Raw genomic sequence first — 21107 nt, forward strand, 5'->3', positions numbered from 1 at the left:
AGGAGAGATCTTTTGAAAAGATTACTGGTTAGGCTAGCGTGGCTTTTGAAGAGTTTTGTTGTGCTTTTAGTATCGCCTTTAGTGCACGCTAGCAGTGATTACAACATGACTCAAGGCGTCACTGAGATCAGTGGTAAGGTGTATGAACTTCATATGCTGATCTTCTACATCTGTTGTGCGATTGCCTTTGTTGTTTTTGGTGTGATGTTTTATTCGATTTTGAGGCACAGGAAATCGAAGGGCGCAGTTGCTGCCCATTTTCACGAAAGCACGAAAGTCGAAATTCTTTGGACCATCATCCCTATCATCATTCTCATCGCTATGGCGATACCCGCCACCAAAACCTTAATAGCGATGGAAGATACCTCCCAATCAGATCTGACCGTTAAAATCACCGGGTCACAATGGAAATGGCATTACAGCTATTTTGGTGAAGACGTCGAATTTTTCAGCCTTCTAGCGACCAGTGACAAAGAGATTGAAGGCCTCGAAGTGAAAGGCGCGCATTACCTGCTAGAAGTTGATAAGCCGCTGGTACTGCCTGTTGACCGTAAAGTCCGTTTCTTGATGACTTCCGATGATGTGATTCACTCATGGTGGGTGCCAGCATTCGCCGTTAAGAAAGATACCATTCCGGGCTTTATTAATGAGGCTTGGACTAAGATAGATGAGCCTGGTGTTTACCGAGGGCAGTGTGCAGAGTTGTGTGGTCGTGCCCATGGTTTCATGCCGATCGTGGTGCATGCCATGGAAGAAGATGAGTTTGACGCATGGCTAGCGGAGCAGAAAGAGTTAGCGATAGCCGAACAACAAGCCGCAAAAGATGCATTAGGTGCGTCACTTTCCTTGGCGGAGTTGAATACCATCGGTGAAGAGGTTTACAAAACTCGATGTGCGGTTTGTCACCAAGCAAACGGTGAGGGCATTCCTGGAGCATTCCCTGCCATCAAAGGAAGTCCTATTGCCCTTGGTGATGTGGATGTTCATATCGACACAATTGTTTATGGTCGTGGCGGTACGGCGATGCAAGCATTCGATAATCAGTTAACCGAGAAAGAGATCGCAGCGGTAGTAACTTATCAACGAAACGCTTGGGGTAATGATACCGGCGATATTGTTCAGGCCTCAGATATCAACGCTTATAAGGCGAAGCAAGAAGGCAGTTCTGAAAGCTCAACGGATGATGCACAAAATGATGCTAAGGATCAGTTATGAGTTCACCAATCAATAAGCCGGTGAAATCGGCTCCAGCAGAAGATCAAGTACTGAGCCATTCTGTGGAAGGCACCTTGGGCAATAATGATTTGCCTGTTGATGATCACGATTCACATGCGGCACCTAAAGGCTGGGCTCGTTGGCTGTATTCAACCAATCATAAAGACATTGGTACACTTTATTTGTGGTTCAGCTTTGCAATGTTCTTAACGGGCGGCGCAATGGCGATGGTGATCCGTGCGGAGCTGTTCCAACCGGGTTTGCAACTCGTTGAGCCAGATTTCTTCAATCAGATGACTACAGTCCATGGTTTAATCATGGTATTCGGTGCCGTAATGCCTGCATTTACGGGTTTGGCTAACTGGATGATTCCGATGATGATCGGTGCACCAGATATGGCGCTGCCGAGAATGAACAACCTCAGTTTCTGGATCTTGCCTTTTGCGTTTCTAATCTTAATCGGATCTTTGTTTACAGAGGGTGGCGGCCCGAGCTTTGGTTGGACCTTCTACGCGCCACTCTCGACAACTTATGGCCCAGACAGTACCGCGCTATTCGTATTCTCAGTTCATATTATGGGGATCAGTTCGATCATGGGGGCGATTAACGTCATCGTAACCATAGTGAACATGCGCGCTCCGGGTATGACTTGGTTCAAGCTACCGATGTTCGTATGGACATGGTTAATTACCGCTTTCTTGCTGATAGCCGTGATGCCCGTTCTCGCGGGGGCTGTGACTATGGTACTGACTGACAAGTATTTTGGGACTAGCTTCTTTGATGCCGCTGGTGGTGGTGATCCCGTCATGTTCCAGCACATATTCTGGTTCTTTGGGCACCCCGAAGTGTACATCATGATCTTGCCGTCTTTTGGTATTGTCTCAGCCATCATCCCTGCATTCAGTGGTAAGCGCCTGTTTGGTTATCACTCGATGGTTTATGCGACCTGTAGTATCGCACTGTTGTCATTTTTGGTTTGGGCACACCACATGTTCACCACGGGTATGCCAGTATTTGCCGAACTGTTCTTCATGTATTGCACCATGTTGATAGCGGTGCCGACCGGTGTGAAAGTCTTCAACTGGGTGGCGACCATGTGGCGCGGTGCTTTGACCTTTGAAACACCAATGCTGTTTGCGATTGCCTTCATTGTTTTGTTTACGATTGGCGGGTTATCTGGATTGATGCTCGCTATCGTGCCAGCTGATTTCCAATACCACGATACTTATTTTGTTGTGGCTCACTTCCATTATGTTCTGGTAACCGGTGCCGTGTTCTCGATTATGGCTGCTGCCTATTATTGGCTGCCTAAGTGGACCGGACATATGTACGACCACAAGCTCAGCCTGTGGCATTTCTGGACGTCGGTGATTTCAGTTAATGTACTGTTTTTCCCGATGCACTTTTTAGGGTTAGCGGGTATGCCGCGTCGTATTCCTGATTATGCGATTCAGTTTGCTGACGTTAACCAAGTCGTGTCGATTGGTGGTTTTGCGTTTGGGTTGTCTCAGCTAATTTTCTTATGGCTAGCGATTAAGTGCGTAAGAGGGGGAGAGCCTGCGCCAAGTAAGCCTTGGGATAGAGCTGAAGGTCTTGAATGGACAGTACCAAGCCCTGCGCCTCACCACACCTTTACCCATCCGCCGAAAGTGGATTAGAGGGCAGAACCATGAGTGATAAGCAAAGCGATCCCAATCAAGATAAAAAACAACCTAAGCGCCTGTCTAATAAGCGATCGACCAAAAAGCTGACGGGCTACTTGGTGTTGAGCGTGGTTGCGATGTTTTGCTTCGGTTTCGCTTTGGTGCCGCTCTACGATGTCATGTGTGAGGCCTTAGGCATCAATGGCAAAACTAATACTGTTTCAGCGGTGCAACCTCAGGGAATGCAGCCAGACTACTCTCGTACGGTTCGAGTCGAATTCATGTCCCACATCAAGCCAGATATGCCATGGCAGTTTTCGCCTGAAGTTCGAGTGTTAGAGGTTCATCCTGGTGAGGTGGTTCAAACTAACTACATTGCCAAAAACCTTTCTGGAGCCTCATTGGTTGGCCAAGCCGTACCGTCGGTTTCTCCAGGTATGGGGGCAACCTACTTCAATAAGATGGAATGCTTTTGCTTTAATCAGCAGCCATTGGACGGGCACAAGAGCGCAGAAATGGGTTTGATATTTTACATTGAGCCAGATATTCCAGAATCGATACATACGCTGACGCTCTCTTACACATTATTCAATATCACGAATGAGGTGGGTGCTGCGGCCAATAAATCTGAGCCTAACGTACTCGCAAGTAACTAGGAATTTACAGAACCAGTATCAACATAAGGAGTTGAGCGATGAGTTCTAAAAAGGAAGTGTATTTCGTTCCACATCAAAGTCACTGGCCATTGGTGGGTGCTGTAGCACTGTTTTTGGTCGCGGTTGGCGCTGGCTTGACGGTGCAAAACATGGGTACCGACGCCGCAGGTAGTGTGTTTGGCAAAGCGGTGTTGTTAGTCGGGTTTGCTGTGCTGCTTTACATGCTCGCAGGTTGGTTTAGCAATGTGATCACAGAATCATTGAGTGGTCTCTATTCTGAGCAGATTTCTCGTTCTTTTAGACAAGGAATGAGTTGGTTCATCTTTTCCGAAATCATGTTCTTTGGCGCTTTCTTTGGCGCGCTTTTCTATGCTCGAATGATTTCTGTGCCTTGGATTGGTGGTGCGGGCAATAATGAAATGACCCATGAAGTATTGTGGCCGATGTTCCAATCAATTTGGCCACTAACGACGACCCCTGATGGCGTAACGACACAAGCCATGCCTTGGCAAGGTATCCCGCTTAAGAACACCATTATTCTGCTGCTTTCCTCTGTGACGCTGCACATGGCACATATCAGTCTTGAACAAAATAAGCGTATGGCTTTGATCGTGTGGTTGGAGATAACCATTGTTCTGGCTGGCTTCTTCCTGTTCTTCCAAGTTGAAGAGTATCTTCACGCTTATCAAGAGATGGGGCTGACACTTCAGTCTGGCATCTACGGTAATACCTTCTTTTTGCTTACTGGGTTTCATGGCTTACATGTCTGTTTAGGGACGATCTTTTTGATTGTGTTGCTGGCAAGGGTTGCGAAAGACCACTTCACTCCGAAAGACCACTTTGCGTTCCAAGCGGGCAGTTGGTATTGGCACTTTGTTGATGTGGTTTGGTTAGGCCTGTTTGTATTTGTCTATGTGCTTTAACTGCTGAGCCTATCGGGGATTAATAGGGGCGAGGGTTAGGAGTTATCACTCCTGATCCCAAAGCAAGTAATAAAAGTAGCACGACAACGGCTGACCACATGACACGACGCCCCAAGAAGTGACTGAGCCTTTTTCCATTGTGTTTGCCCGAGGCGATTTGGATTAGGCCTTTCATCAAATTGAAAGCGATAAAAAACAGCAAAGCGACCAAGACGACTTTAAATAACAGAACAAAGGTAGATGACGCCATAGTGATAACTCCAAACCGATTGATTGATGATGAACACAAGTTCCGCAGTAAAGGTTTTTGGATAGCGGTTGTTTTAACTGTGGTTTCAGTCGGCGCTTTAATCAAGTTAGGTTTGTGGCAACTCGATCGTGGTAACGAGAAATTACGTTATGAACAGCAATTAGCTGAGAGAGCACATCTCTCGTCACAACCTTTGGGTGTCGTTATTTCTGAGTTGCGAGAGCTGGATTTATCTGGTCAAGAGTCATTAAATCCTCAAACCCTAAACGGGTTAAAGGCTGATGTTGAATTAGTCAATACGAGCGGCTTGATGCTCTTGTTAGACAACCAGATAAGCCAAGGAACGGTAGGGTATGTGATTTACATGTTGGGTGAGGTTCGCTTTGAAGATGGAAACCAGTCCTTAGTGGCTGAAAAACAGTTGTTGATCGATCTTGGGTTTGTTCCGGCAAGTAATGACAGAAGAGAACTACCGCAATTAGGAAGTATCACTGTACCAACCAAAATGTCAGGGCGCTTGTATACACGCTCAATTAATCCTTTAAGTCATGAGTTGGGTTTAGAAAATACGACACCGAATAGAATCCAAAACCTAAACATAGCAGCGTTATCACAGTATACAGGACAAGAAGTGCTGCCCTTTGTCTTCCAACCTCAGAGTTTAGATTCATGGCCCTATGAAATGTTATGGCGTCCAACGGCGATGAGGTCTGAGAAGCATTTTGGTTACTCATTTCAATGGTTTGTTATGGCTGCGGTACTTTTGTTTTTGATGTTGTTGATTGGCTATCGGTACCTAAAAGCAACACCTATCACGAGGAATAAGGATGGATAAATCTCAAGCACAAGTGAACAGGGAAATTACCGAGGCAAACATGGCTGAGCTCAGAAGCCGTCGTACTAAAGGACGCTTGGTATTAATCGGACTCGTTTTAATTTTCGCTTTGCCAGCCATTATCGCCAAAACTGTGTTGGATCAGAATTGGTATACGTCAGGTGTCACTAACTCAGGCGAATTGGTAGAACCAAGAATTACACTAGCGGATTTTGGCGTAACGGTACCCATGGCAGGAGAGGGTTGGGTTGTGGGGTATATCGCACCGATGGAGTGCGAAAGCTTGTGTGAACAACAGCTTCATTATTTGAATCAAAGCTACTTAGCGTTAGGGAAAAACAAAGAGCGAGTGACCGCCGTTGTTTTCGTCTCAGAAGGTAACTCGTTGTCGGGTTCGCTCAACAAGCCTGATTTATCTTTGTTAGCTGGTGGTGATCAGTTAAGCACCGAGTTTTCGCCGGCTTCCATTGTCATTATTGACCCGCTAGGACAGTTGGTTATGGAGTACAAAAGCGTGTCGGAACCGTCGCAGTTAGTCGGGCAATCCAAAGGTATGATTCATGATTTAAGAAAGCTACTTAAGCTGTCACGAGTTGGGTAGTTGATGGCGCAAATGCTTGAGCTTAAGCAGCGAAAGGGAATAAGTATAGGGAGATAAGTGATGCAGAATAAAGCCCCTGATTTACTGATGCTTGTGATGAGATTAACTATCTTGTTAACCCTTACCGTGATTGTTCTCGGAGCTTATACACGCCTGTCTGATGCTGGCCTTGGCTGTCCTGACTGGCCGGGTTGTTACGGTAAGATCACCGTTCCGTCTGATGCCCAAGCGGTGAGTCAAGCCAATCTGCAATTTCCAGAGCGAGCTCTTGAAGCAGACAAAGCGTGGATAGAGATGATCCATCGCTACTTTGCAGGAACATTAGGGTTGCTTATCTTTGTCGTTGTAGCTTGGTGTATTAAAAAGAACATCACACCAGTTGGTCTTCCATTACTTATCTCTGCCACTGTGATTTTTCAGGCTTTGCTTGGAATGTGGACGGTGACTCTTAAGTTGATGCCCGTTGTGGTTATGGCGCATTTGATGGGGGGGTTCACGTTGCTGTCACTGTTGTGTCTGCTCTACTGCCGTTTGTCTCAATTCCAAAGCCGTTTTGGCGAGGCTTCTTATTCTCCAACACTTAAATTTTGGGCGTTGTTTGGGTTACTCATTGTGGTTGGGCAGATACTGCTTGGTGGTTGGACATCGTCAAACTATGCCGCTTTGGTGTGTACCCAATTGCCTATTTGTGAAGGTAACTGGATGAGCTACCTCGATTTCAAAAATGCGTTCGATTTTGCTCAACACGGACACGATAACTATGAGTTTGGTGTGTTGGAGTATCCCGCGAGGCTTACCATACATGTCATGCACAGGTTCGGGGCTATTGTGGCGACATTAACGGTGCTGATGGTCGTGTACCAGTTATGGAAGTTTGGCCAAGTGCCTCACCAAAAGCTGAGCATGATTGTCGCAATAGTGTTGTTTACTCAAATCAGCCTTGGGATCAGTAATGTATGGTTTCATCTGCCAATCTCAGTTGCGGTTTTGCATAACCTAGTCGCAGTAATGTTGCTCATCAGCATGGTTGTAACCAATTTTGTGGTGTGGCAACGCAAACCGAGTGAGAGCTTGGTGAAGAACAGTGTATTACAAGGAGGTAATCATGGTCAGTAGAACGTCAACACAGTATGAAGTGGTGGCTCAAGACGCAGCCTTAACTCATAAGATAACAGCCAATAATGACATAACTTTAAGTAACGAAAAGGCTGAAAAAAACAAAGCCACTTGGAAAGTTTATTTAACGCTGACTAAGCCTAAAGTGGTGGCTTTGATGTTGCTGACAGCATTGGTTGGGATGTGTTTGGCCGTGCCGAATGGATTGCCTTTGCAACAAACTTTGTTCGGAATGATTGGGATAGGGTTAATGGCAGGTTCAGCGGCTGCGTTTAACCATTTGATCGATAAAAAGATCGACGGCCAGATGACTCGAACAAATCGACGCCCTTTACCATCCGGTGAGCTGAGTAGTGTGCGTGTGTTTAGCTTTGCAGCAGGTATCGGCTTATTTGGGTTCGCTACGTTAGTGGTGTGGGTCAATCAACTCACGGCTTGGCTAACCTTTGCAAGTTTATTGGGCTATGCGGTCATCTATACCATGTACTTGAAGCGAGCGACGCCACAGAACATCGTAATTGCAGGGATAGCTGGCGCAATGCCACCGTTATTGGGCTGGACGGCAGTCACCAACGAGCTGCATTCAAATGCTTGGTTGTTGGTGATGATCATCTTTATTTGGACGCCTCCTCATTTCTGGGCGTTGGCAATTCATCGTCGTGATGAGTATGCCAAAGTGAACATCCCCATGTTGCCTGTGACTCACGGAATCGAATACACCAAGACGTCTATTCTTCTGTATACCTTTTTGCTTAGCATCGTGTGTATATTGCCTGTATTGGTTGGCATGAGCAGCTGGATATATCTGAGCGCTTCATTGGTGCTCAACGGCGGGTTTGTTTATCACGCTTGGGTACTGAAATATCGTGATGAACCCAATATGGCCATGAAGACCTTTAAGTTATCCATCTATCATCTCATGATCTTGTTTGTGGCTCTGTTGGCAGACCACTATCTACTTTGATAACCGCATTTCTGCTGTTGCTGAATAAGAAAACGGATGCTCTGGGCATCCGTTTTTGTTTGGTTGATGACTAAAACTCACCCAATACAAAGTAAGTATCTAGCGAGTACTTAGTCCACTTTGTTCCAAGCACTTTGCCAGTGTGAACCGACACCTGGTTCGTACTGAGTTGCTGTTGGAGCCCATTGAACACAGTAGCCAGAGTATGGGAACTCTTTACACTGATAAACGCCACCATCGCTGCTTAGAACCTTTGTTCCTGCTGTGTAAGACTCAATGCTTTCTGGGAACACGAAGTCGTAGTCGCCTGCTGGTGGCGGTGTTTGCTCGTCCATAAGATGAAAATCAAGCGTGTTCTGATCCACTAAGTTACCTTGGTCATCTTTCGTCACAACCACAAGCATGTGGTGGCCAGCTTCAGACTTAGAAAGAGTCAGTTGAACATCTTCAACTTGTCCGTCTGTTAGGTCCGATTTCTGAGAGGCAAGTGCTTCACGGTGATGGTTGTACACGGTAAGCTCAGCTTGGATATCGCCTGTTGCCGCTAACGTAAGATCAAGCTGAGTAGGTTGGCTCTCATCGATAATGTACTCTGATTCTAAGCCCGAGACTTCAAGATCATGCTCGGGTTCTGGAGTATCAATCTTGTAGCCGATTTCGACACTGTTAAAGCCAGAGCCTGCTTTTAGATAAACAGGATTCGTGCCGTAAACGGGTGCGAAATCGCCTTGGTCATTCAATTGACCTGCTTTGATTTGCGTCTGCTCTTGGTTGATCTTAGAAGCAAGCGCGTAAGACCAGTTATTGGCTTTGCCTTGTTCAGAAGTTTCAATCACAAGCTCAGTGCTGTATGAAGCGTTCTCACCAGACTGGTCGAATACACGCGTATAAACAGCGTCACCAACATTCAGGTCTTGTGTCGGGTTGATTTGACCACCTTGATCCCAATCAGGAATGATAGGGCCGTCACCATCAAATTTCACGTCGATAACGTTGTAGAAAGCCGCTGCAGTGTCACCTACATCCCATACGGCAAGGATCACTTGATAACCTTCACGCTCTGGCACATTACACAAGTGACTGACTTGCATCGGTGGCTGTTCCATATTGCCTTCAACAACACAGAATGGCGTTAAGTCAAAAGAGCTGCGAGCCAACGGCTGGTTTGGATTCCAGTCGGGTTGAGTAATGTAATATTTCCAATCGCGAGTCTTGTGGTTAGCTGTGAATGTCCACTCGAAGTATTGAGAACCAGACTTGATAGGGCGTTTAACCCAGCGGTCTGCCTTTTGTTCGTCTAGTGCTGCTGCTAAAGAAGATTGCGCACTGGCGATTCTCCCATCAGCAGGGCCAACTTCTGGGAAGCCTTCAGGGCCTTCTACACTTTGTGGTTCGTATTGGATACCACCACAGTTGGTGTTTTTCTCTTGCGTATCACTCGCAGGGAACTTACATAGGGCAACACGGCTCTCAGCTACGCCATTGTTGTATGCCGAGACATAACCGTGACCGAAGCTTGCACCGCTTACGCTAAGAAGCGATAGCGCGATGAGTGATTTTTTTTGGAGTTGTTTCATTATTTGTCCTTACTGTATTTGGCCGACAAAAAAGAGAACACCCCGGCATGCATTTACACTTAAATTCTATTAAGTGGCGGCCCCGCTATCATAGACAGAATATTTGTCGACAGACCGGTGGCTTTGCGTCTTATTCTTTCAAATAGTTTGCCAGAAGTGCGTTTGAGCAATCGAAATGTAGCCAACCACTTTTATAAATGCGAATCAATCGATTGAAATGTGGAATGCCAATCTCGAACTTTTAATTCTTGATACAAATTAACTTGCTATATGTTTAGTTCGTTAACGTATAAATTATTGATATAAATAAAGCATTTGCTCTAATCGTTTTAGTGAATGACTTTGGGCTGTTTCGCTTCGCTCTGTACAACAATTGTGCACATATCAAAACCAAACCTTTGGTTTCCACTAACCGAACCCTGACACGCCATGTATGAAAAACCGGACAATTGATTGGTATGAATTATATAAAGGAGCCGGTATGGAATTCACAGAACTAGACAGAGACGCGTTGTATCAAACGTGGATGTCACAAAAATCGAGAATGCGAATTACGCAGATGGAGTTTTCAAAAAAGCTAGGCATGAACCAGCTTGATTTCTCAAGAGTGCTAAGAGGGGAGACGCCATTAACCATGTCTTTCATTAGTCATTTTTGTCGTTTACTTCATTTGGAACCAAGGAATGTATTCCCCTCGCTAAAAGAGGGCAATGAATCGGGGCCTAAAGTGGTCTACCTGAAAAGTAGAATGAGTGTTGATGGTGAGATCCAAAATGCTTATATTGAAGGAAATCAGGTAATTGTAGAGTACGCACACACTGTTCAACATGATTAATTTTAGAGTTAGCTCTGATTTTTAACCCCCTTTTTCTACAACCTTTTCACATAGGGTATGTCATACTTAATTAGATTCCTTAATTTTGACTAAGTGCGTTATGAACCCTTTAAAAGTCCTTTTGCTTGTTGCAACCAGCATTTTCTTGCTTGGTTGTGCAGGCGGCCCAATTAGAACCGCTACTAAATTTACCAGCTACGAAGATTTTCAGGCTGGGCCTGACGGAGGCGTCGACTTGGTTTGGGCAAGGGTTGGGCTACGTGACGCGCAGCGTTTGAAATCCAAGTTAGATGACTACGATTCTGTAGTGATCGACCGTGAAGCGGGTAACAAAGATTTTTCAACCATGATTGATTCGCTGGATGATGCCAAAGACGCGATCAACTATTGGGTTGAACGTTTAGGTGATACTCTACACAACATAGATGACGCATAGTAAAGACCGAATAATGCTAGAGAAAGAGAACCTGATTAAGTTGGCTCGAATGCAGATGCCATTTGGAAAGTACGCGGGTCGTACACTGATTGACTTACCTGAAGAATATTTGCTGTGGTTTGATAAAAAGGGATTCCCGTCTGGTGAACTCGGCGATTTATTGAAACTGTGCCTTGCTCTGAAAATTGAAGGGCTTGATAGTGTCGTCAAGCCATTGAAAAGAATGTAATTAAATAAAAGCTCACGCTGATCACGTGAGCTTTTTTGTTTTTGAGTTCGACACAATTTTACATGCATGATGTAGCTTGAAGAATGGCTCTTCTTACCTTGCTATAAAATACGCAATCGATAGCGTGTAAATAATGGTATACAGGGTGTTTTAAATATAAAACACAAAAAAAATTGCGTTTATTTTTAATTAGTGATTGAAACTAGAGTTTTTACTAGTTAAGTTACAGGGAACAAGAAGATTAGTGCTGATAGAAAGTGACGTGAGACAACGTACATTCAGCTCAAGGATAGAAAAAAGGAAGAAGTAAGCAATGTTCCAGACTGATGATGTAAGAATTAACAAAGTAAAAGAGTTATTACCCCCTGTTGCTGTTTTAGAAAAGTTTCCAGCGACAGAAGTTGCTTCTTCTACAACCTTTGAAAGCCGCAAAGCGATCCACAATATTTTAGAAGAGAGCGATGATCGCTTGCTTGTTATTGTCGGCCCATGTTCTATTCATGACACAGAAGCTGCTCTTGAGTACGGTAAACGTTTGAAAGTGTTGCGCGACGAACTTGGTGATAACCTTGAAATCGTAATGCGTGTTTACTTTGAAAAACCACGTACAACTGTTGGTTGGAAAGGTCTAATAAATGACCCGTACATGAACGATACGTTCAAGCTAAATGATGGCCTTCGTCTAGGACGTAAGCTACTGCTGGACCTAACTGACATGGGCATGCCAACGGCAAGCGAATTCCTAGACATGATCACGCCTCAATACGTTGCTGACCTAATCAGCTGGGGTGCAATCGGCGCACGTACTACAGAATCTCAAGTTCACCGCGAACTGGCTTCTGGCCTATCTTGCCCAGTTGGATTTAAGAATGGTACTGATGGCAACATCAAGATTGCAACAGATGCTATTCGCTCTGCTAGCGCTTCTCACCACTTCTTATCAGTAACTAAGTACGGTCACTCAGCTATCGTTGAAACAGCAGGTAACCCTGATTGTCATATCATCCTACGTGGTGGCAAAGAGCCAAATTACAGCGCAGAACACGTTGGTAAGATTAAAGAAGAGCTAGCAGCTTCTGGTCTTCCACAAAAAGTGATGATCGATTTCAGCCACGCAAACAGCTCTAAGCAGTTTAAGCGTCAAATGAACGTATCTGATGACGTAAGCGCACAAATTTCTGGTGGCGACAAAGCTATCTTTGGTGTGATGATTGAATCTCATCTTGTTGAAGGTCGCCAAGACCTGGTTGAGGGCAAAGCTGCAACGTACGGCCAATCTGTTACTGATGCGTGTATTGGTTGGGAAGACACTGAAACAGTACTTCGCCAGCTGGCAGACGCTGTTGAAGCTCGTCGTAACAAATAGACTAATTACAGTCAGCGATTAAGCTATTGAAAATTCAAAGCCCTTAGTTAGCAACAGCTAATAAGGGCTTTTTTGTGGATCTTAGTTGAAAACTGGAAGTGTCTGTATTCTTAAATGAGAAAAGACAGTAACTCGTCGACTTTAAGTGACAGTAAAGCTTTATCTTGTTTGGTTTCAACGTTAAGGCGTATTAATGGCTCGGTATTGGACTTTCTTAAGTTGAAGCGCCATGAGCCCATATTCATGCTGATTCCGTCTGTGTGATCGATCTCAACGGCATGATTTTGGTAGTGCGATAACACGCAAGCCATGACCTGCTCTGGGTCTGAGACTCTTCGATTGATCTCCCCGGAAGAGGGGAATCTATCTATACTAGTACTCGTTAATTGGTGAAGAGATTGTTGAGTTTTCGACATCAGCTCGATAACCAATAGCCAAGGAATCATGCCTGAATCGCAATATCCAAAATCACGAAAATAATGGTGTGCGCTCATTTCGCCCCCATAGACAGCATTCGTTTCACGCATCTTCTCTTTGATCAGTGCGTGTCCTGCTTTAATTCCAATCGCTTTTCCACCATGCGTTTTTGCGATTTCAATTGTGTTCCAGGTCATGCGCATATCGTGCAATACAGTCGTGTTAGGCTGTTTGACCAAGAATGCTTCAGCAAGCAACCCTACAATGTAATAACCCTCGATGTAATTGCCTTGCTCATCAAAGAAAAAGCATCGGTCGAAGTCTCCATCCCAAGCAATTCCAAGGTTGGCAGAATGCTCTAAAACGGCATCTCGAGTGGCTGCTTGGTTCTCTCTAATCAAAGGGTTTGGAATACCATTTGGGAAGTTTCCATCAGGGTTATGATGAACTTTGATGAAGGTGATAGGGACACCGAGTTCGTTAAATTTATTATCTAAAGCATCAATGATATGTCCTGCAACACCGTTCCCAGCATTAACCACAATCTTCATCGGTGACAGCTTTGATGGGGTTATGTACGAGAGTAGATGCTCGACGTACGGAGCAAGAATACTGTTCGATCTACTAGAGTTACTTGGTTGTGCATGAACGAACGGTAAATTGCAGTTCAGCTCTTGATTAAGTTCTTCAATGCGTCGTTTGATTTCATCTAAACCACTGTTTTTACTGATAGGGCTAGCGTCTACACCGACCATTTTCATGCCGTTGTAATTGATTGGGTTGTGGCTGGCTGTGATTTGTATTCCGCCAATCGCTTTTAGGTAACGAGTCGCAAAGTAGACCTCTTCAGTGCCAGTCATACCTAGATCAATGACGGTAATCCCTGACTCGATTAAGCCTTTGGTCATGGCTTCTTGTAATGACAGGGAGGTTTTGCGGTTATCACGACCAATCACTACCTGCGCCAAACCATCGAGTGAGGTTTCAGGTTTAGCGGATAGGACGTATTCGCCAAATGCCTTACCGAGCAGGTAGGCGAGTGGCTCATTGATTTGTTTACCAATGACGCCGCGGATATCGTTGTTCTTAAAGCAGTTTAGGTCTAATGTTGGTTTCATCGATTTGTCGCTGCTTTATTTCGTTTGGTTGTGCTTTGATGAGTGGACTTGTTGCTTGCGCACGTCTCGCCTATAACTGTCTTGATATCGAATGATGTCGCCTTCACTTAAATGACTGCCTGTTTGTACTTCAATCATCTCGAGTGGGAGATCCCCTGGGTTCTCTAGGCTGTGAATATGACCTAAAGGGATGTAAGTGGATTGATCTTCTTCAACCAGATAGGTTTTCTCATTGTTGGTCACTTTCGCAGTACCCGCCACGACTACCCAATGTTCCGCTCTATGGTGGTGCATTTGTAACGACAACTTGTGACCGGGTTTAACGGTGATACGTTTAACTTTGTCGCGCTTGCCTAGGTCGATAACATCGTATTTACCCCAAGGTCTAAACACCTCACGATGATGCACATGTTCTGTGCGACCCGCTTGATTTAGTTGACTGACAATCGATTTAACACCCTGAACCTTGTCTTTATTTGCAACCAATATAGCGTCTTTGGTTTCGACAATAATCAGGTTGTCGACACCTACCGTCGCAACCAGCTTATTTTCAGCATGGATGTAGTTGTGTTGAGAGTCGACGGTTAACACATCACCTTCAATGACGTTATTGTGCTGATCTTTTTCGCTTACATCCCAGATCGCGGACCATGAGCCAATATCGTTCCAGCCGACATCCATCGGGATCACCGCGGCGTGCGAGGTCTTTTCCATCACGGCGTAATCGATTGAATCACTTGGACTGCTTTTGAATGCTTCAGCGTCTATACGGATAAAGTCGAGGTCGGTATTTTGCGTTGCAAGAGCGAGTTTACAAGCCGCTACTATCTCAGGGTGGTGTTCGGCGAGTTCTTCAACATAGCGTGATGCCTTAAACATGAACATGCCACTGTTCCATAAGTATTGTCCTGAGCGGATGTACTCTTCTGCTGTTGCTGTGTCTGGCTTTTCTACAAAGCATTCTATGGCGAAGGCGTGATTGATTGGCTGCTCTGTTCCATTAGTATCAGTTTGAGCACTGGAGGAAAGAGGCTCTCCCTGCTTGATATAGCCATAGCCAGTCTCTGGGGAGCTAGGTGTTATACCGAATGTCACCAGCTTGCCTTGTTTTGCAGAATCAACACCACGACTAATCGCTTGTTGGAATTCAGAGGTTTTCGCGATGTGATGATCAGCAGCCAGCACTAACAAGATAGGGTCGGATGCGCTTTGTTCATTAAGCGGTGGTTTACTTAAAGCCTTTAGGGCGGCAAGCGCAATGGCTGGGGCTGTATTTCTACCGACTGGCTCTAGCAGAATACCACTATGTTGAATGTTAGCTGATCGAGCTTGTTCAGCGGTAATAAAGCGATGCTCTTCATTACAGATAATGAATGGGGCATCGCATTTACTATCCATCAAGTGCTCTTCAAGGCCTTGCAGGCGTTGAAGTGTGTGCTGAAGCATTGACTGGTCGCCGGCAATATTGAGAAATTGCTTAGGGTAAAGCTCGCGAGACAGTGGCCAGAGACGACTTCCGGAGCCGCCGGCTAGAATGACAGGTAAAATCATAGCGTGGTAATTAGGTGCATTAGAATACTGCCATCATATTACCACGCTTCACGCTTATTACTTATCGATAACCAAGAAGGATATGACTATCGATGACCTTCCGTAGGGGAGTTCAACATGTCTTTGGGATCGCTAATATTCTGATTATCACCTAGGCTTTGAACGCTGTTATGATCTTGAACATTAGAAAAGTCTTGAGGGTCAATCTTGAGTGTCTGTGTTGGGAACGCGATGTCTGCATTGTGTTTATGAATAATCGCCAGAACCTGTAACAGAACGTCTTGCTTCACTTTGTGGTACCTGATCCAGTTGACTGTTTTTGTGAAGGTATAGATAAAGAAGTTGAGCGTTGATGGCCCAAATTTGTCAAAGTTAACGATCAACGTCTGTTTGGCATCAATATCTGGGTGGGTCTCGAGCATGGTTCTTACATCATCAACAATGAGCGCCAATTTGTCTGCATCTTGATAACGAAGACCAAAGGTTTCATTGATTCTACGATTCAACATTCTCGATGGATTCTCTACCACAATACTACTGAACACCGAATTTGGCACGTACAAAGGACGCTTATCAAAAGTGCGGATGATCGTCATGCGCCAACCAATGCGTTCGACAGTGCCTTCGATTTGACGATCGGGAGAACGTATCCAATCACCGACTTTAAAAGGGCGGTCGAAGTAAATCATCATGCCACCGAAGAAATTCGACAGTAAGTCCTTAGCCGCTAAACCGACGATCAAGCCACCAACACCACCAAAGGTGAGTAAGCCGGAAAGACTGAGCCCAAATGCCTGCATAATGGTTAGGCCGCCCATCACCATAAAGAACAAGCGAGCGACTTTCGCTATCGCTTGTACAGTGGTTTCGTCTCTGGTTTTTTGCTCTAAGACATAGGCTTCAGTGTTAGTGATCATTCGTAAGGTAAACCAAACGAATGTACAGATAATCAATATGTGTTTAAGCGTTTTTAACCAATTGATTTCATTGCCAAACTGGTCTTGAAGTATTAGCCCGATAGAGACTGTAGCAGGCCAACACCAAAGTAATGTGCTGACAGGGGTTTTTAGTGCTTCTAGCAGTAGATCGTCCCAGTGGAATGGGGTTTTCTGAACCAGAATTTCTAAGCGATTATGGATAATTCGCCAAGCTACCCAAGCGAGAAAACTCGCAATAGTGATGAATAGGACGCTGTTTGCCCAATCACTATGGCTCTGGTTGATGTAGGTTTGTACTTGGGTTATGAATTCATTCATTGTGTGTGCTGCCGCAGAAATTATGAATTGGAAATTAGCAGAAACTCGAGTTGTTCTCTACCTTTATAAATCAAGCGATTATGACAATAGTATAACCTTATTCTTGCAGAACTAACTTTTTTTGAGATAGAAACTAATGTAGGTTTGGCTATCCCGTGTAATTAAAATTTCTAAACAGGATTTCAAATGAGCGACAAACAATATGCAGTTATCGGTTTAGGGCGATTTGGTCTGTCTGTTTGCAAAGAGCTACAAAGTTCAGGGGCACAGGTACTGGCCGTCGATATTGATGAAGAGCGAGTGAAAGAAGCGGCGGCTTTTGTTTCACAAGCGATTGTTGCGAACTGTACAAGCGAGGAGACAGTTAAAGAGTTAAGACTCGACGATTACGACATGGTGATGGTGTCGATTGGCTCTGATGTTAATTCCAGTATTCTGACTACTCTGGTGGTAAAAGAGTCAGGCGCAAAAGCTGTTTGGGTAAAGGCGAACGATAAGTTTCACGGCAAGATTCTCTCTAAGATTGGTGCTGACCATATCATCATGCCTGAACGAGATATGGGCATTCGTGTTGCGCGTAAAATGTTGGATAGACGCGTTCTTGAGTTTATCGATCTTGGCAGCGGTTTAGCGATGACGGAGATTGTTATTGGTTCTAATTTGTTGGGTAAGAAACTTGGCGACCTTAAGCTGTGTAAAGAAAATGGTGTTGAAGTACTTGGCTTCAAGCGAGGACCGAACCTAACTAAAGCTCCAGAACTGGATGTGAGTTTAGAAATTGGGGATGTGGTGATCATCGCTGGGCCGAAAGAGACCTTATCTAGAAAGCTACGCAATTGGTAATTGGCAATAAGGTAACAGTATGAATTCGTTAAAACGAAAAGGTACTTTCTACACGCTTAAGAGTGATAAAAAGCCACGTAAAGGCTCTGAACCTAAGATTATCCTTACGAGCTTCTTAGGCGTACTTATCCCCTCTGCAATATTGTTGACGATGCCTGTATTCTCTGTGACAGGCCTAAGTTTTACGGATGCACTGTTTACAGCAACCTCGGCGATCAGTGTGACAGGATTAGGTGTTGTCGATACCGGTGAGCATTTCACCTTGGCGGGTAAAATCTTACTGATGTTCTTGATGCAAGTCGGCGGGTTAGGGCAGATGACTCTATCTGCGGTACTGCTTTACATGTTCGGTGTTAGGTTAAGCCTTAAACAACAAGCACTCGCGAAAGAAGCGCTTGGCCAAGATCGTAAGATTAACCTTCGTAAATTGGTTAAGAAGATCATCATCTTTGCATTAGTGGCTGAATTTATCGGTTTTGTATTGCTCTGCTTCCGCTGGGTACCTGAGATGGGATGGTCAACGGGCAGTTTTTATGCACTGTTTCATGCGATATCTGCATTCAATAACGCAGGTTTTGCACTGTTTTCAGACAGTATGATGAGTTTTGTTGATGATCCGCTGGTGATCTTCACCTTAGCTGGCTTGTTTATTTTCGGTGGGCTAGGCTTCACAGTCGTCGGCGACCTATCGAGTAACTGGCGTAAAGGTTTTCGACATCTTCATTTACACACCAAGATTATGCTAACCGCCACTCCGACTCTATTGTTGGTAGGTACGGTATTGTTCTGGCTGCTAGAAAGAAATAACTCAGCAACCATGGAAGGGTTATCGACTCAAGGACAGTGGCTAGCCGCACTTTTTCAGTCGGCAAGTGCTCGTACTGCTGGCTTTAATAGTGTGGATTTGTCTCAGTACACACAGCCTGCGTTGCTGGTAATGATTGTACTGATGTTGATTGGTGCAGGTTCTACCTCAACAGGTGGTGGTATTAAGGTTTCGACCTTTGCAGTAGCCTTTGTCGCAACGTGGACCTTCCTCCGTCAGAAAAAGCACGTGGTGATGTTTAAGCGCACTGTGACTTGGCAAGCGGTAACAAAGTCATTGGCCATTATTGTGGTAAGTGGGGCGTTATTAACCACCGCGATGTTTTTGTTAATGCTTACTGAAAAGGCAGCGTTTGATCGAGTCATGTTTGAGGTGATTTCTGCCTTTGCAACGGTTGGTTTAACAGCTGGCTTAACCGCAAACCTGACTGAGCCAGGTAAATACATCATGATTGTGGTTATGGTGATTGGACGTATCGGCCCCCTGACCTTGGCTTATATGCTAGCTCGCCCAGAACCTTCCTTGTTGAAATACCCTGAAGACACGGTGTTAACGGGTTAATTAGGTCCATGGGCTGATAAATAAAGCTCTGTAAATAAAAACAAAGCCAGCGATATGCTGGCTTTGTTGTCATAGGCTGATCGTTAATTGCTGAATGCCTATCCCTCAAACATCTCAACGTATTCCTCATAGCCTTCTTCTGCTAATTTATCCGCAGGGATAAAGCGCATTGCGGCTGAGTTCATGCAGTAACGTAACCCTGTTGGTTTTGGACCATCTTTGAATACATGCCCTAGGTGGGAATCGCCAAACTTACTTCGAACCTCTGTTCTTGGGTAAAGCAGCTTGTAGTCAGTAGTTGTAACGACATAAGCTTCGCTGATTGGTTGGGTGAAGCTCGGCCAACCCGTACCTGATTTGTATTTGTCTTTTGATGAGAACAACGGCTCACCAGTAACGATGTCGACGTAGATTCCTTCCTGTTTGTTATCCCAGTATTTGTTATCAAACGGGCGTTCTGTCGCGTCATCTTGCGTTACATCGTACTGAAGTGCCGTTAGCTTGGCTTTGATCTCCGCGTCAGACGGCTTAACGTAGGTTTTAGCATTGGCTGTCGCATTCTTACTGTCGATGATCTGACGTAGTGTTTTAGGGTTGTCCTTTCTATCATCACCGAAGATTTTATCTAGGTACTGATCGCGGCCAGAAGCATAGCGGTAGTAGTTATAACGAACTTTACTCTTCTTGTAATAGTCTTGGTGATAGTCTTCCGCTGGCCAGAATTTTTCAAATTCAATCAGTTCTGTTTTTAGTGGTTCACCAAAGATATTAGCTTTGTCGATTTCCATCATGAAGTTCTGAGCAACATCTTTTTGTGCTTGGTTATGATAGAAAATAGCTGGTCGATAATGACGGCCTCGGTCTACAAAAGAACCTTTGTCATCGGTTGGGTCGATGTGTTGGAAGAATTGGTCAAGCACCTGTTCATAGCTGACCACATCAGGGTTATAGGTCACATTGATTACTTCGATGTGGCCAGATTTACCCGATGAAACTTGTTTGTAGGTTGGGTTTTCTAATTTACCACCAGAATACCCAGAGATAACGTCTGTCACGCCTGTCAGTTTTTCTAGATCGGATTCTGTACACCAAAAACAACCACCAGCCAGTGTCGCGATTTCAGTTTTACCTGAACTAGCCGTTTTATCCATTGTATTGGCAGTGCCAGTCTGGCTTACAAACAGCGAAATCAGTGGTAGTGTAACCACGAGTGATACCAATATTTTAGATAATTTATTCATAGATACCTCATCTTGACGTTTTTCTCATTCGATTTTGAATGTACGAATAGAGACAGGTTTTAGATGGAAAAAATTACACTATTCATGAAAAAAATATCTCAAATAGAAAATCTTGCTCATAAATGCCGCCAGTAGTAGGGTGTAGGCATTGATATAAAATACCAAATAATGATGACGTTTTCGTACATCTAAGGAACAACATGCAAGCAGAAGTTAAATGGGTCGAAGGCTTTAAATTCCTCGGTCAATCTCAATCAGGCCATTCTATTGTTATGGATGGAAGCGGCGGTGCTACTGCGCCAAGCCCGATGGAAATGGTGTTAATGGCTGCTGGTGGCTGTAGCTCTGTTGATGTAGTGGACGGTTTGAAATCTGCGGGTCAAAGCATCACTGGTTGCAATGCAAAGCTTGAAACCAAACGTCGTGAAACAGCGCCGAAAATCTTTACTGTGATTAATATTCACTTTGAAGTGTCTGGTGACAACCTTGATCCTGAGCAGGTCGCTAAGGTGTGTGCGGATTCATTAGAAAAGTACTGTTCTGTATGTCTAATGTTGGGTGCTGGCGTAGAGATGACTCACAGCTGGGAAATCGTCTAGTCTTCTGGCTGTATAGCCTGGCTTTGAGTCGTTACTTTTCGGCTTATGA

21 protein-coding genes and 1 riboswitch are annotated in these 21107 nt (G+C 44.7%); of the genes, 15 read left to right on the forward strand and 6 right to left on the reverse strand.

All coding sequences use genetic code 11. The annotated features are described in order from the left end of the window. Window positions 1-12: 12 nt before the first annotated feature. Genes coxB through AB4351_RS11055 form a run of 4 tightly spaced genes read left to right on the forward strand, consistent with a single transcriptional unit; the run spans window position 13 to window position 4437 of the window. A complete protein-coding gene (gene coxB, locus AB4351_RS11040; RefSeq protein ID WP_102332015.1) occupies window positions 13-1215 on the forward strand; it encodes a cytochrome c oxidase subunit II in 1203 nt (400 codons plus the stop codon). Beyond that, window positions 1212-2873, forward strand: coding sequence for a cytochrome c oxidase subunit I (ctaD, locus tag AB4351_RS11045; RefSeq protein WP_048612910.1), 1662 nt, complete (start codon window positions 1212-1214; stop codon window positions 2871-2873). The genes coxB and ctaD overlap by 4 nt, the downstream gene beginning before the upstream one ends. 11 nt (window positions 2874-2884) lie before the next feature. Continuing rightward, entirely contained in the window at window positions 2885-3514 is a 630-nt protein-coding gene (locus AB4351_RS11050) for a cytochrome c oxidase assembly protein (RefSeq protein WP_017064839.1), read from the forward strand. 38 nt (window positions 3515-3552) lie between these two features. Further along, a complete protein-coding gene (locus tag AB4351_RS11055; RefSeq protein WP_372125987.1) occupies window positions 3553-4437 on the forward strand; it encodes a cytochrome c oxidase subunit 3 in 885 nt (294 codons plus the stop codon). 19 nt (window positions 4438-4456) lie between these two features. Here AB4351_RS11055 and AB4351_RS11060 read toward each other — a convergent pair whose 3' ends face one another. Beyond that, complete coding sequence (locus AB4351_RS11060) at window positions 4457-4687, reverse strand: DUF2909 family protein (protein WP_017064837.1); 231 nt, start codon at window positions 4685-4687, stop codon at window positions 4457-4459. Between AB4351_RS11060 and AB4351_RS11065 the strand changes: the two genes are divergently transcribed. The 4 genes from AB4351_RS11065 to cyoE are packed head-to-tail and all read left to right on the forward strand — an operon-like array spanning window position 4575 to window position 8203. Continuing rightward, window positions 4575-5522, forward strand: coding sequence for an SURF1 family protein (locus AB4351_RS11065; RefSeq protein ID WP_083190249.1), 948 nt, complete (start codon window positions 4575-4577; stop codon window positions 5520-5522). The two genes, AB4351_RS11060 and AB4351_RS11065, sit on opposite strands and share 113 nt — an antisense overlap. Then, a complete protein-coding gene (locus AB4351_RS11070; protein WP_017061753.1) occupies window positions 5515-6123 on the forward strand; it encodes a hypothetical protein in 609 nt (202 codons plus the stop codon). The genes AB4351_RS11065 and AB4351_RS11070 overlap by 8 nt, the downstream gene beginning before the upstream one ends. A 60-nt stretch (window positions 6124-6183) precedes the next feature. Further along, window positions 6184-7239: a heme A synthase gene (locus tag AB4351_RS11075; protein WP_136982410.1), complete on the forward strand. Its 1056-nt coding sequence runs from the start codon at window positions 6184-6186 to the stop codon at window positions 7237-7239. Then, window positions 7229-8203: a heme o synthase gene (cyoE, locus tag AB4351_RS11080; protein WP_372125989.1), complete on the forward strand. Its 975-nt coding sequence runs from the start codon at window positions 7229-7231 to the stop codon at window positions 8201-8203. Before AB4351_RS11075 ends, cyoE begins: the two co-directional genes overlap by 11 nt. Window positions 8204-8313: 110 nt before the next feature. Here the strand turns inward: cyoE and gbpA are convergent, their stop codons facing one another. Next, complete coding sequence (gbpA, locus tag AB4351_RS11085) at window positions 8314-9780, reverse strand: N-acetylglucosamine-binding protein GbpA (RefSeq protein ID WP_102332020.1); 1467 nt, start codon at window positions 9778-9780, stop codon at window positions 8314-8316. 72 nt (window positions 9781-9852) lie between these two features. Then, window positions 9853-9942: riboswitch (cyclic di-GMP riboswitch) on the reverse strand. Window positions 9943-10261: 319 nt separating this feature from the next. Here gbpA and AB4351_RS11090 point away from each other — a divergent pair. The 4 genes from AB4351_RS11090 (at window position 10262) to aroG (ending at window position 12646) form a co-directional block, all read left to right on the forward strand. Beyond that, on the forward strand, window positions 10262-10615 hold the full coding sequence (locus AB4351_RS11090) for a hypothetical protein (protein ID WP_017061749.1): 354 nt from the start codon (window positions 10262-10264) through the stop codon (window positions 10613-10615). 100 nt (window positions 10616-10715) lie between these two features. After that, on the forward strand, window positions 10716-11051 hold the full coding sequence (locus AB4351_RS11095; RefSeq protein ID WP_372116984.1) for a hypothetical protein: 336 nt from the start codon (window positions 10716-10718) through the stop codon (window positions 11049-11051). Window positions 11052-11064: 13 nt separating this feature from the next. Further along, window positions 11065-11280 carry a DUF3820 family protein gene (locus tag AB4351_RS11100; RefSeq protein ID WP_004730103.1) on the forward strand — a complete coding sequence of 72 codons (216 nt, stop codon included), beginning with the start codon at window positions 11065-11067 and terminating at the stop codon, window positions 11278-11280. Between the two features lie 313 nt (window positions 11281-11593). Then, entirely contained in the window at window positions 11594-12646 is a 1053-nt protein-coding gene (gene aroG, locus AB4351_RS11105; RefSeq protein ID WP_017061746.1) for a 3-deoxy-7-phosphoheptulonate synthase AroG, read from the forward strand. Between the two features lie 110 nt (window positions 12647-12756). Here aroG and AB4351_RS11110 read toward each other — a convergent pair whose 3' ends face one another. From AB4351_RS11110 to AB4351_RS11120, 3 genes are all read right to left on the reverse strand, one after another. Next, window positions 12757-14181 (reverse strand): phosphomannomutase CpsG, encoded by a 1425-nt coding sequence (locus AB4351_RS11110; protein WP_372125992.1) that lies wholly within the window; start codon window positions 14179-14181, stop codon window positions 12757-12759. A 15-nt stretch (window positions 14182-14196) separates the two neighbouring features. Continuing rightward, window positions 14197-15732 (reverse strand): mannose-1-phosphate guanylyltransferase/mannose-6-phosphate isomerase, encoded by a 1536-nt coding sequence (locus tag AB4351_RS11115; RefSeq protein ID WP_372125994.1) that lies wholly within the window; start codon window positions 15730-15732, stop codon window positions 14197-14199. Window positions 15733-15818: 86 nt separating this feature from the next. Next, the gene (locus AB4351_RS11120) at window positions 15819-16988 is read right to left on the reverse strand and encodes a mechanosensitive ion channel family protein (protein WP_017061743.1); all 1170 of its coding nucleotides are present in this window, start codon (window positions 16986-16988) and stop codon (window positions 15819-15821) included. 186 nt (window positions 16989-17174) lie between these two features. On the opposite strand from AB4351_RS11120, the gene AB4351_RS11125 reads away from it, so the two are divergent. Both AB4351_RS11125 and AB4351_RS11130 read left to right on the forward strand, forming a co-directional pair. Then, window positions 17175-17831 (forward strand): TrkA family potassium uptake protein, encoded by a 657-nt coding sequence (locus AB4351_RS11125; RefSeq protein ID WP_017065605.1) that lies wholly within the window; start codon window positions 17175-17177, stop codon window positions 17829-17831. Between the two features lie 19 nt (window positions 17832-17850). Next, a complete protein-coding gene (locus AB4351_RS11130) occupies window positions 17851-19218 on the forward strand; it encodes a TrkH family potassium uptake protein (protein ID WP_372125996.1) in 1368 nt (455 codons plus the stop codon). Between the two features lie 98 nt (window positions 19219-19316). Here the strand turns inward: AB4351_RS11130 and msrB are convergent, their stop codons facing one another. After that, window positions 19317-20459, reverse strand: a complete 1143-nt coding sequence (gene msrB / locus AB4351_RS11135) for a peptide-methionine (R)-S-oxide reductase MsrB (RefSeq protein ID WP_372125998.1) — start codon at window positions 20457-20459, stop codon at window positions 19317-19319. Between the two features lie 200 nt (window positions 20460-20659). Here msrB and AB4351_RS11140 point away from each other — a divergent pair, with 200 nt between their 5' ends. Next, window positions 20660-21058: an OsmC family protein gene (locus tag AB4351_RS11140; protein WP_017064824.1), complete on the forward strand. Its 399-nt coding sequence runs from the start codon at window positions 20660-20662 to the stop codon at window positions 21056-21058. Window positions 21059-21107 lie beyond the last annotated feature (49 nt).

Origin of the sequence: Vibrio sp. 10N.261.51.F11 (genome assembly GCF_041471665.1) — a bacterium.
GTDB lineage: Bacteria > Pseudomonadota > Gammaproteobacteria > Enterobacterales > Vibrionaceae > Vibrio > Vibrio crassostreae_C.

Bases quoted from the DNA above. Each gene is read 5' to 3' on its own strand.
- AB4351_RS11120 (WP_017061743.1), bottom strand. From the start codon at position 16,988: ATGAATGAATTCATAACCCAAGTACAAACCTACATCAACCAGAGCCAT.
- ctaD (WP_048612910.1), top strand. From the start codon at position 1,212: ATGAGTTCACCAATCAATAAGCCGGTGAAATCGGCTCCAGCAGAAGAT.
- AB4351_RS11050 (WP_017064839.1), top strand. From the start codon at position 2,885: ATGAGTGATAAGCAAAGCGATCCCAATCAAGATAAAAAACAACCTAAG.
- AB4351_RS11130 (WP_372125996.1), top strand. From the start codon at position 17,851: ATGAATTCGTTAAAACGAAAAGGTACTTTCTACACGCTTAAGAGTGAT.
- AB4351_RS11100 (WP_004730103.1), top strand. From the start codon at position 11,065: ATGCTAGAGAAAGAGAACCTGATTAAGTTGGCTCGAATGCAGATGCCA.
- AB4351_RS11070 (WP_017061753.1), top strand. From the start codon at position 5,515: ATGGATAAATCTCAAGCACAAGTGAACAGGGAAATTACCGAGGCAAAC.
- msrB (WP_372125998.1), bottom strand. From the start codon at position 20,459: ATGAATAAATTATCTAAAATATTGGTATCACTCGTGGTTACACTACCA.
- cyoE (WP_372125989.1), top strand. From the start codon at position 7,229: ATGGTCAGTAGAACGTCAACACAGTATGAAGTGGTGGCTCAAGACGCA.
- aroG (WP_017061746.1), top strand. From the start codon at position 11,594: ATGTTCCAGACTGATGATGTAAGAATTAACAAAGTAAAAGAGTTATTA.
- AB4351_RS11055 (WP_372125987.1), top strand. From the start codon at position 3,553: ATGAGTTCTAAAAAGGAAGTGTATTTCGTTCCACATCAAAGTCACTGG.
- AB4351_RS11125 (WP_017065605.1), top strand. From the start codon at position 17,175: ATGAGCGACAAACAATATGCAGTTATCGGTTTAGGGCGATTTGGTCTG.
- AB4351_RS11115 (WP_372125994.1), bottom strand. From the start codon at position 15,732: ATGATTTTACCTGTCATTCTAGCCGGCGGCTCCGGAAGTCGTCTCTGG.
- AB4351_RS11110 (WP_372125992.1), bottom strand. From the start codon at position 14,181: ATGAAACCAACATTAGACCTAAACTGCTTTAAGAACAACGATATCCGC.
- AB4351_RS11095 (WP_372116984.1), top strand. From the start codon at position 10,716: ATGAACCCTTTAAAAGTCCTTTTGCTTGTTGCAACCAGCATTTTCTTG.
- AB4351_RS11060 (WP_017064837.1), bottom strand. From the start codon at position 4,687: ATGGCGTCATCTACCTTTGTTCTGTTATTTAAAGTCGTCTTGGTCGCT.
- AB4351_RS11140 (WP_017064824.1), top strand. From the start codon at position 20,660: ATGCAAGCAGAAGTTAAATGGGTCGAAGGCTTTAAATTCCTCGGTCAA.
- AB4351_RS11090 (WP_017061749.1), top strand. From the start codon at position 10,262: ATGGAATTCACAGAACTAGACAGAGACGCGTTGTATCAAACGTGGATG.
- AB4351_RS11075 (WP_136982410.1), top strand. From the start codon at position 6,184: ATGCAGAATAAAGCCCCTGATTTACTGATGCTTGTGATGAGATTAACT.
- gbpA (WP_102332020.1), bottom strand. From the start codon at position 9,780: ATGAAACAACTCCAAAAAAAATCACTCATCGCGCTATCGCTTCTTAGC.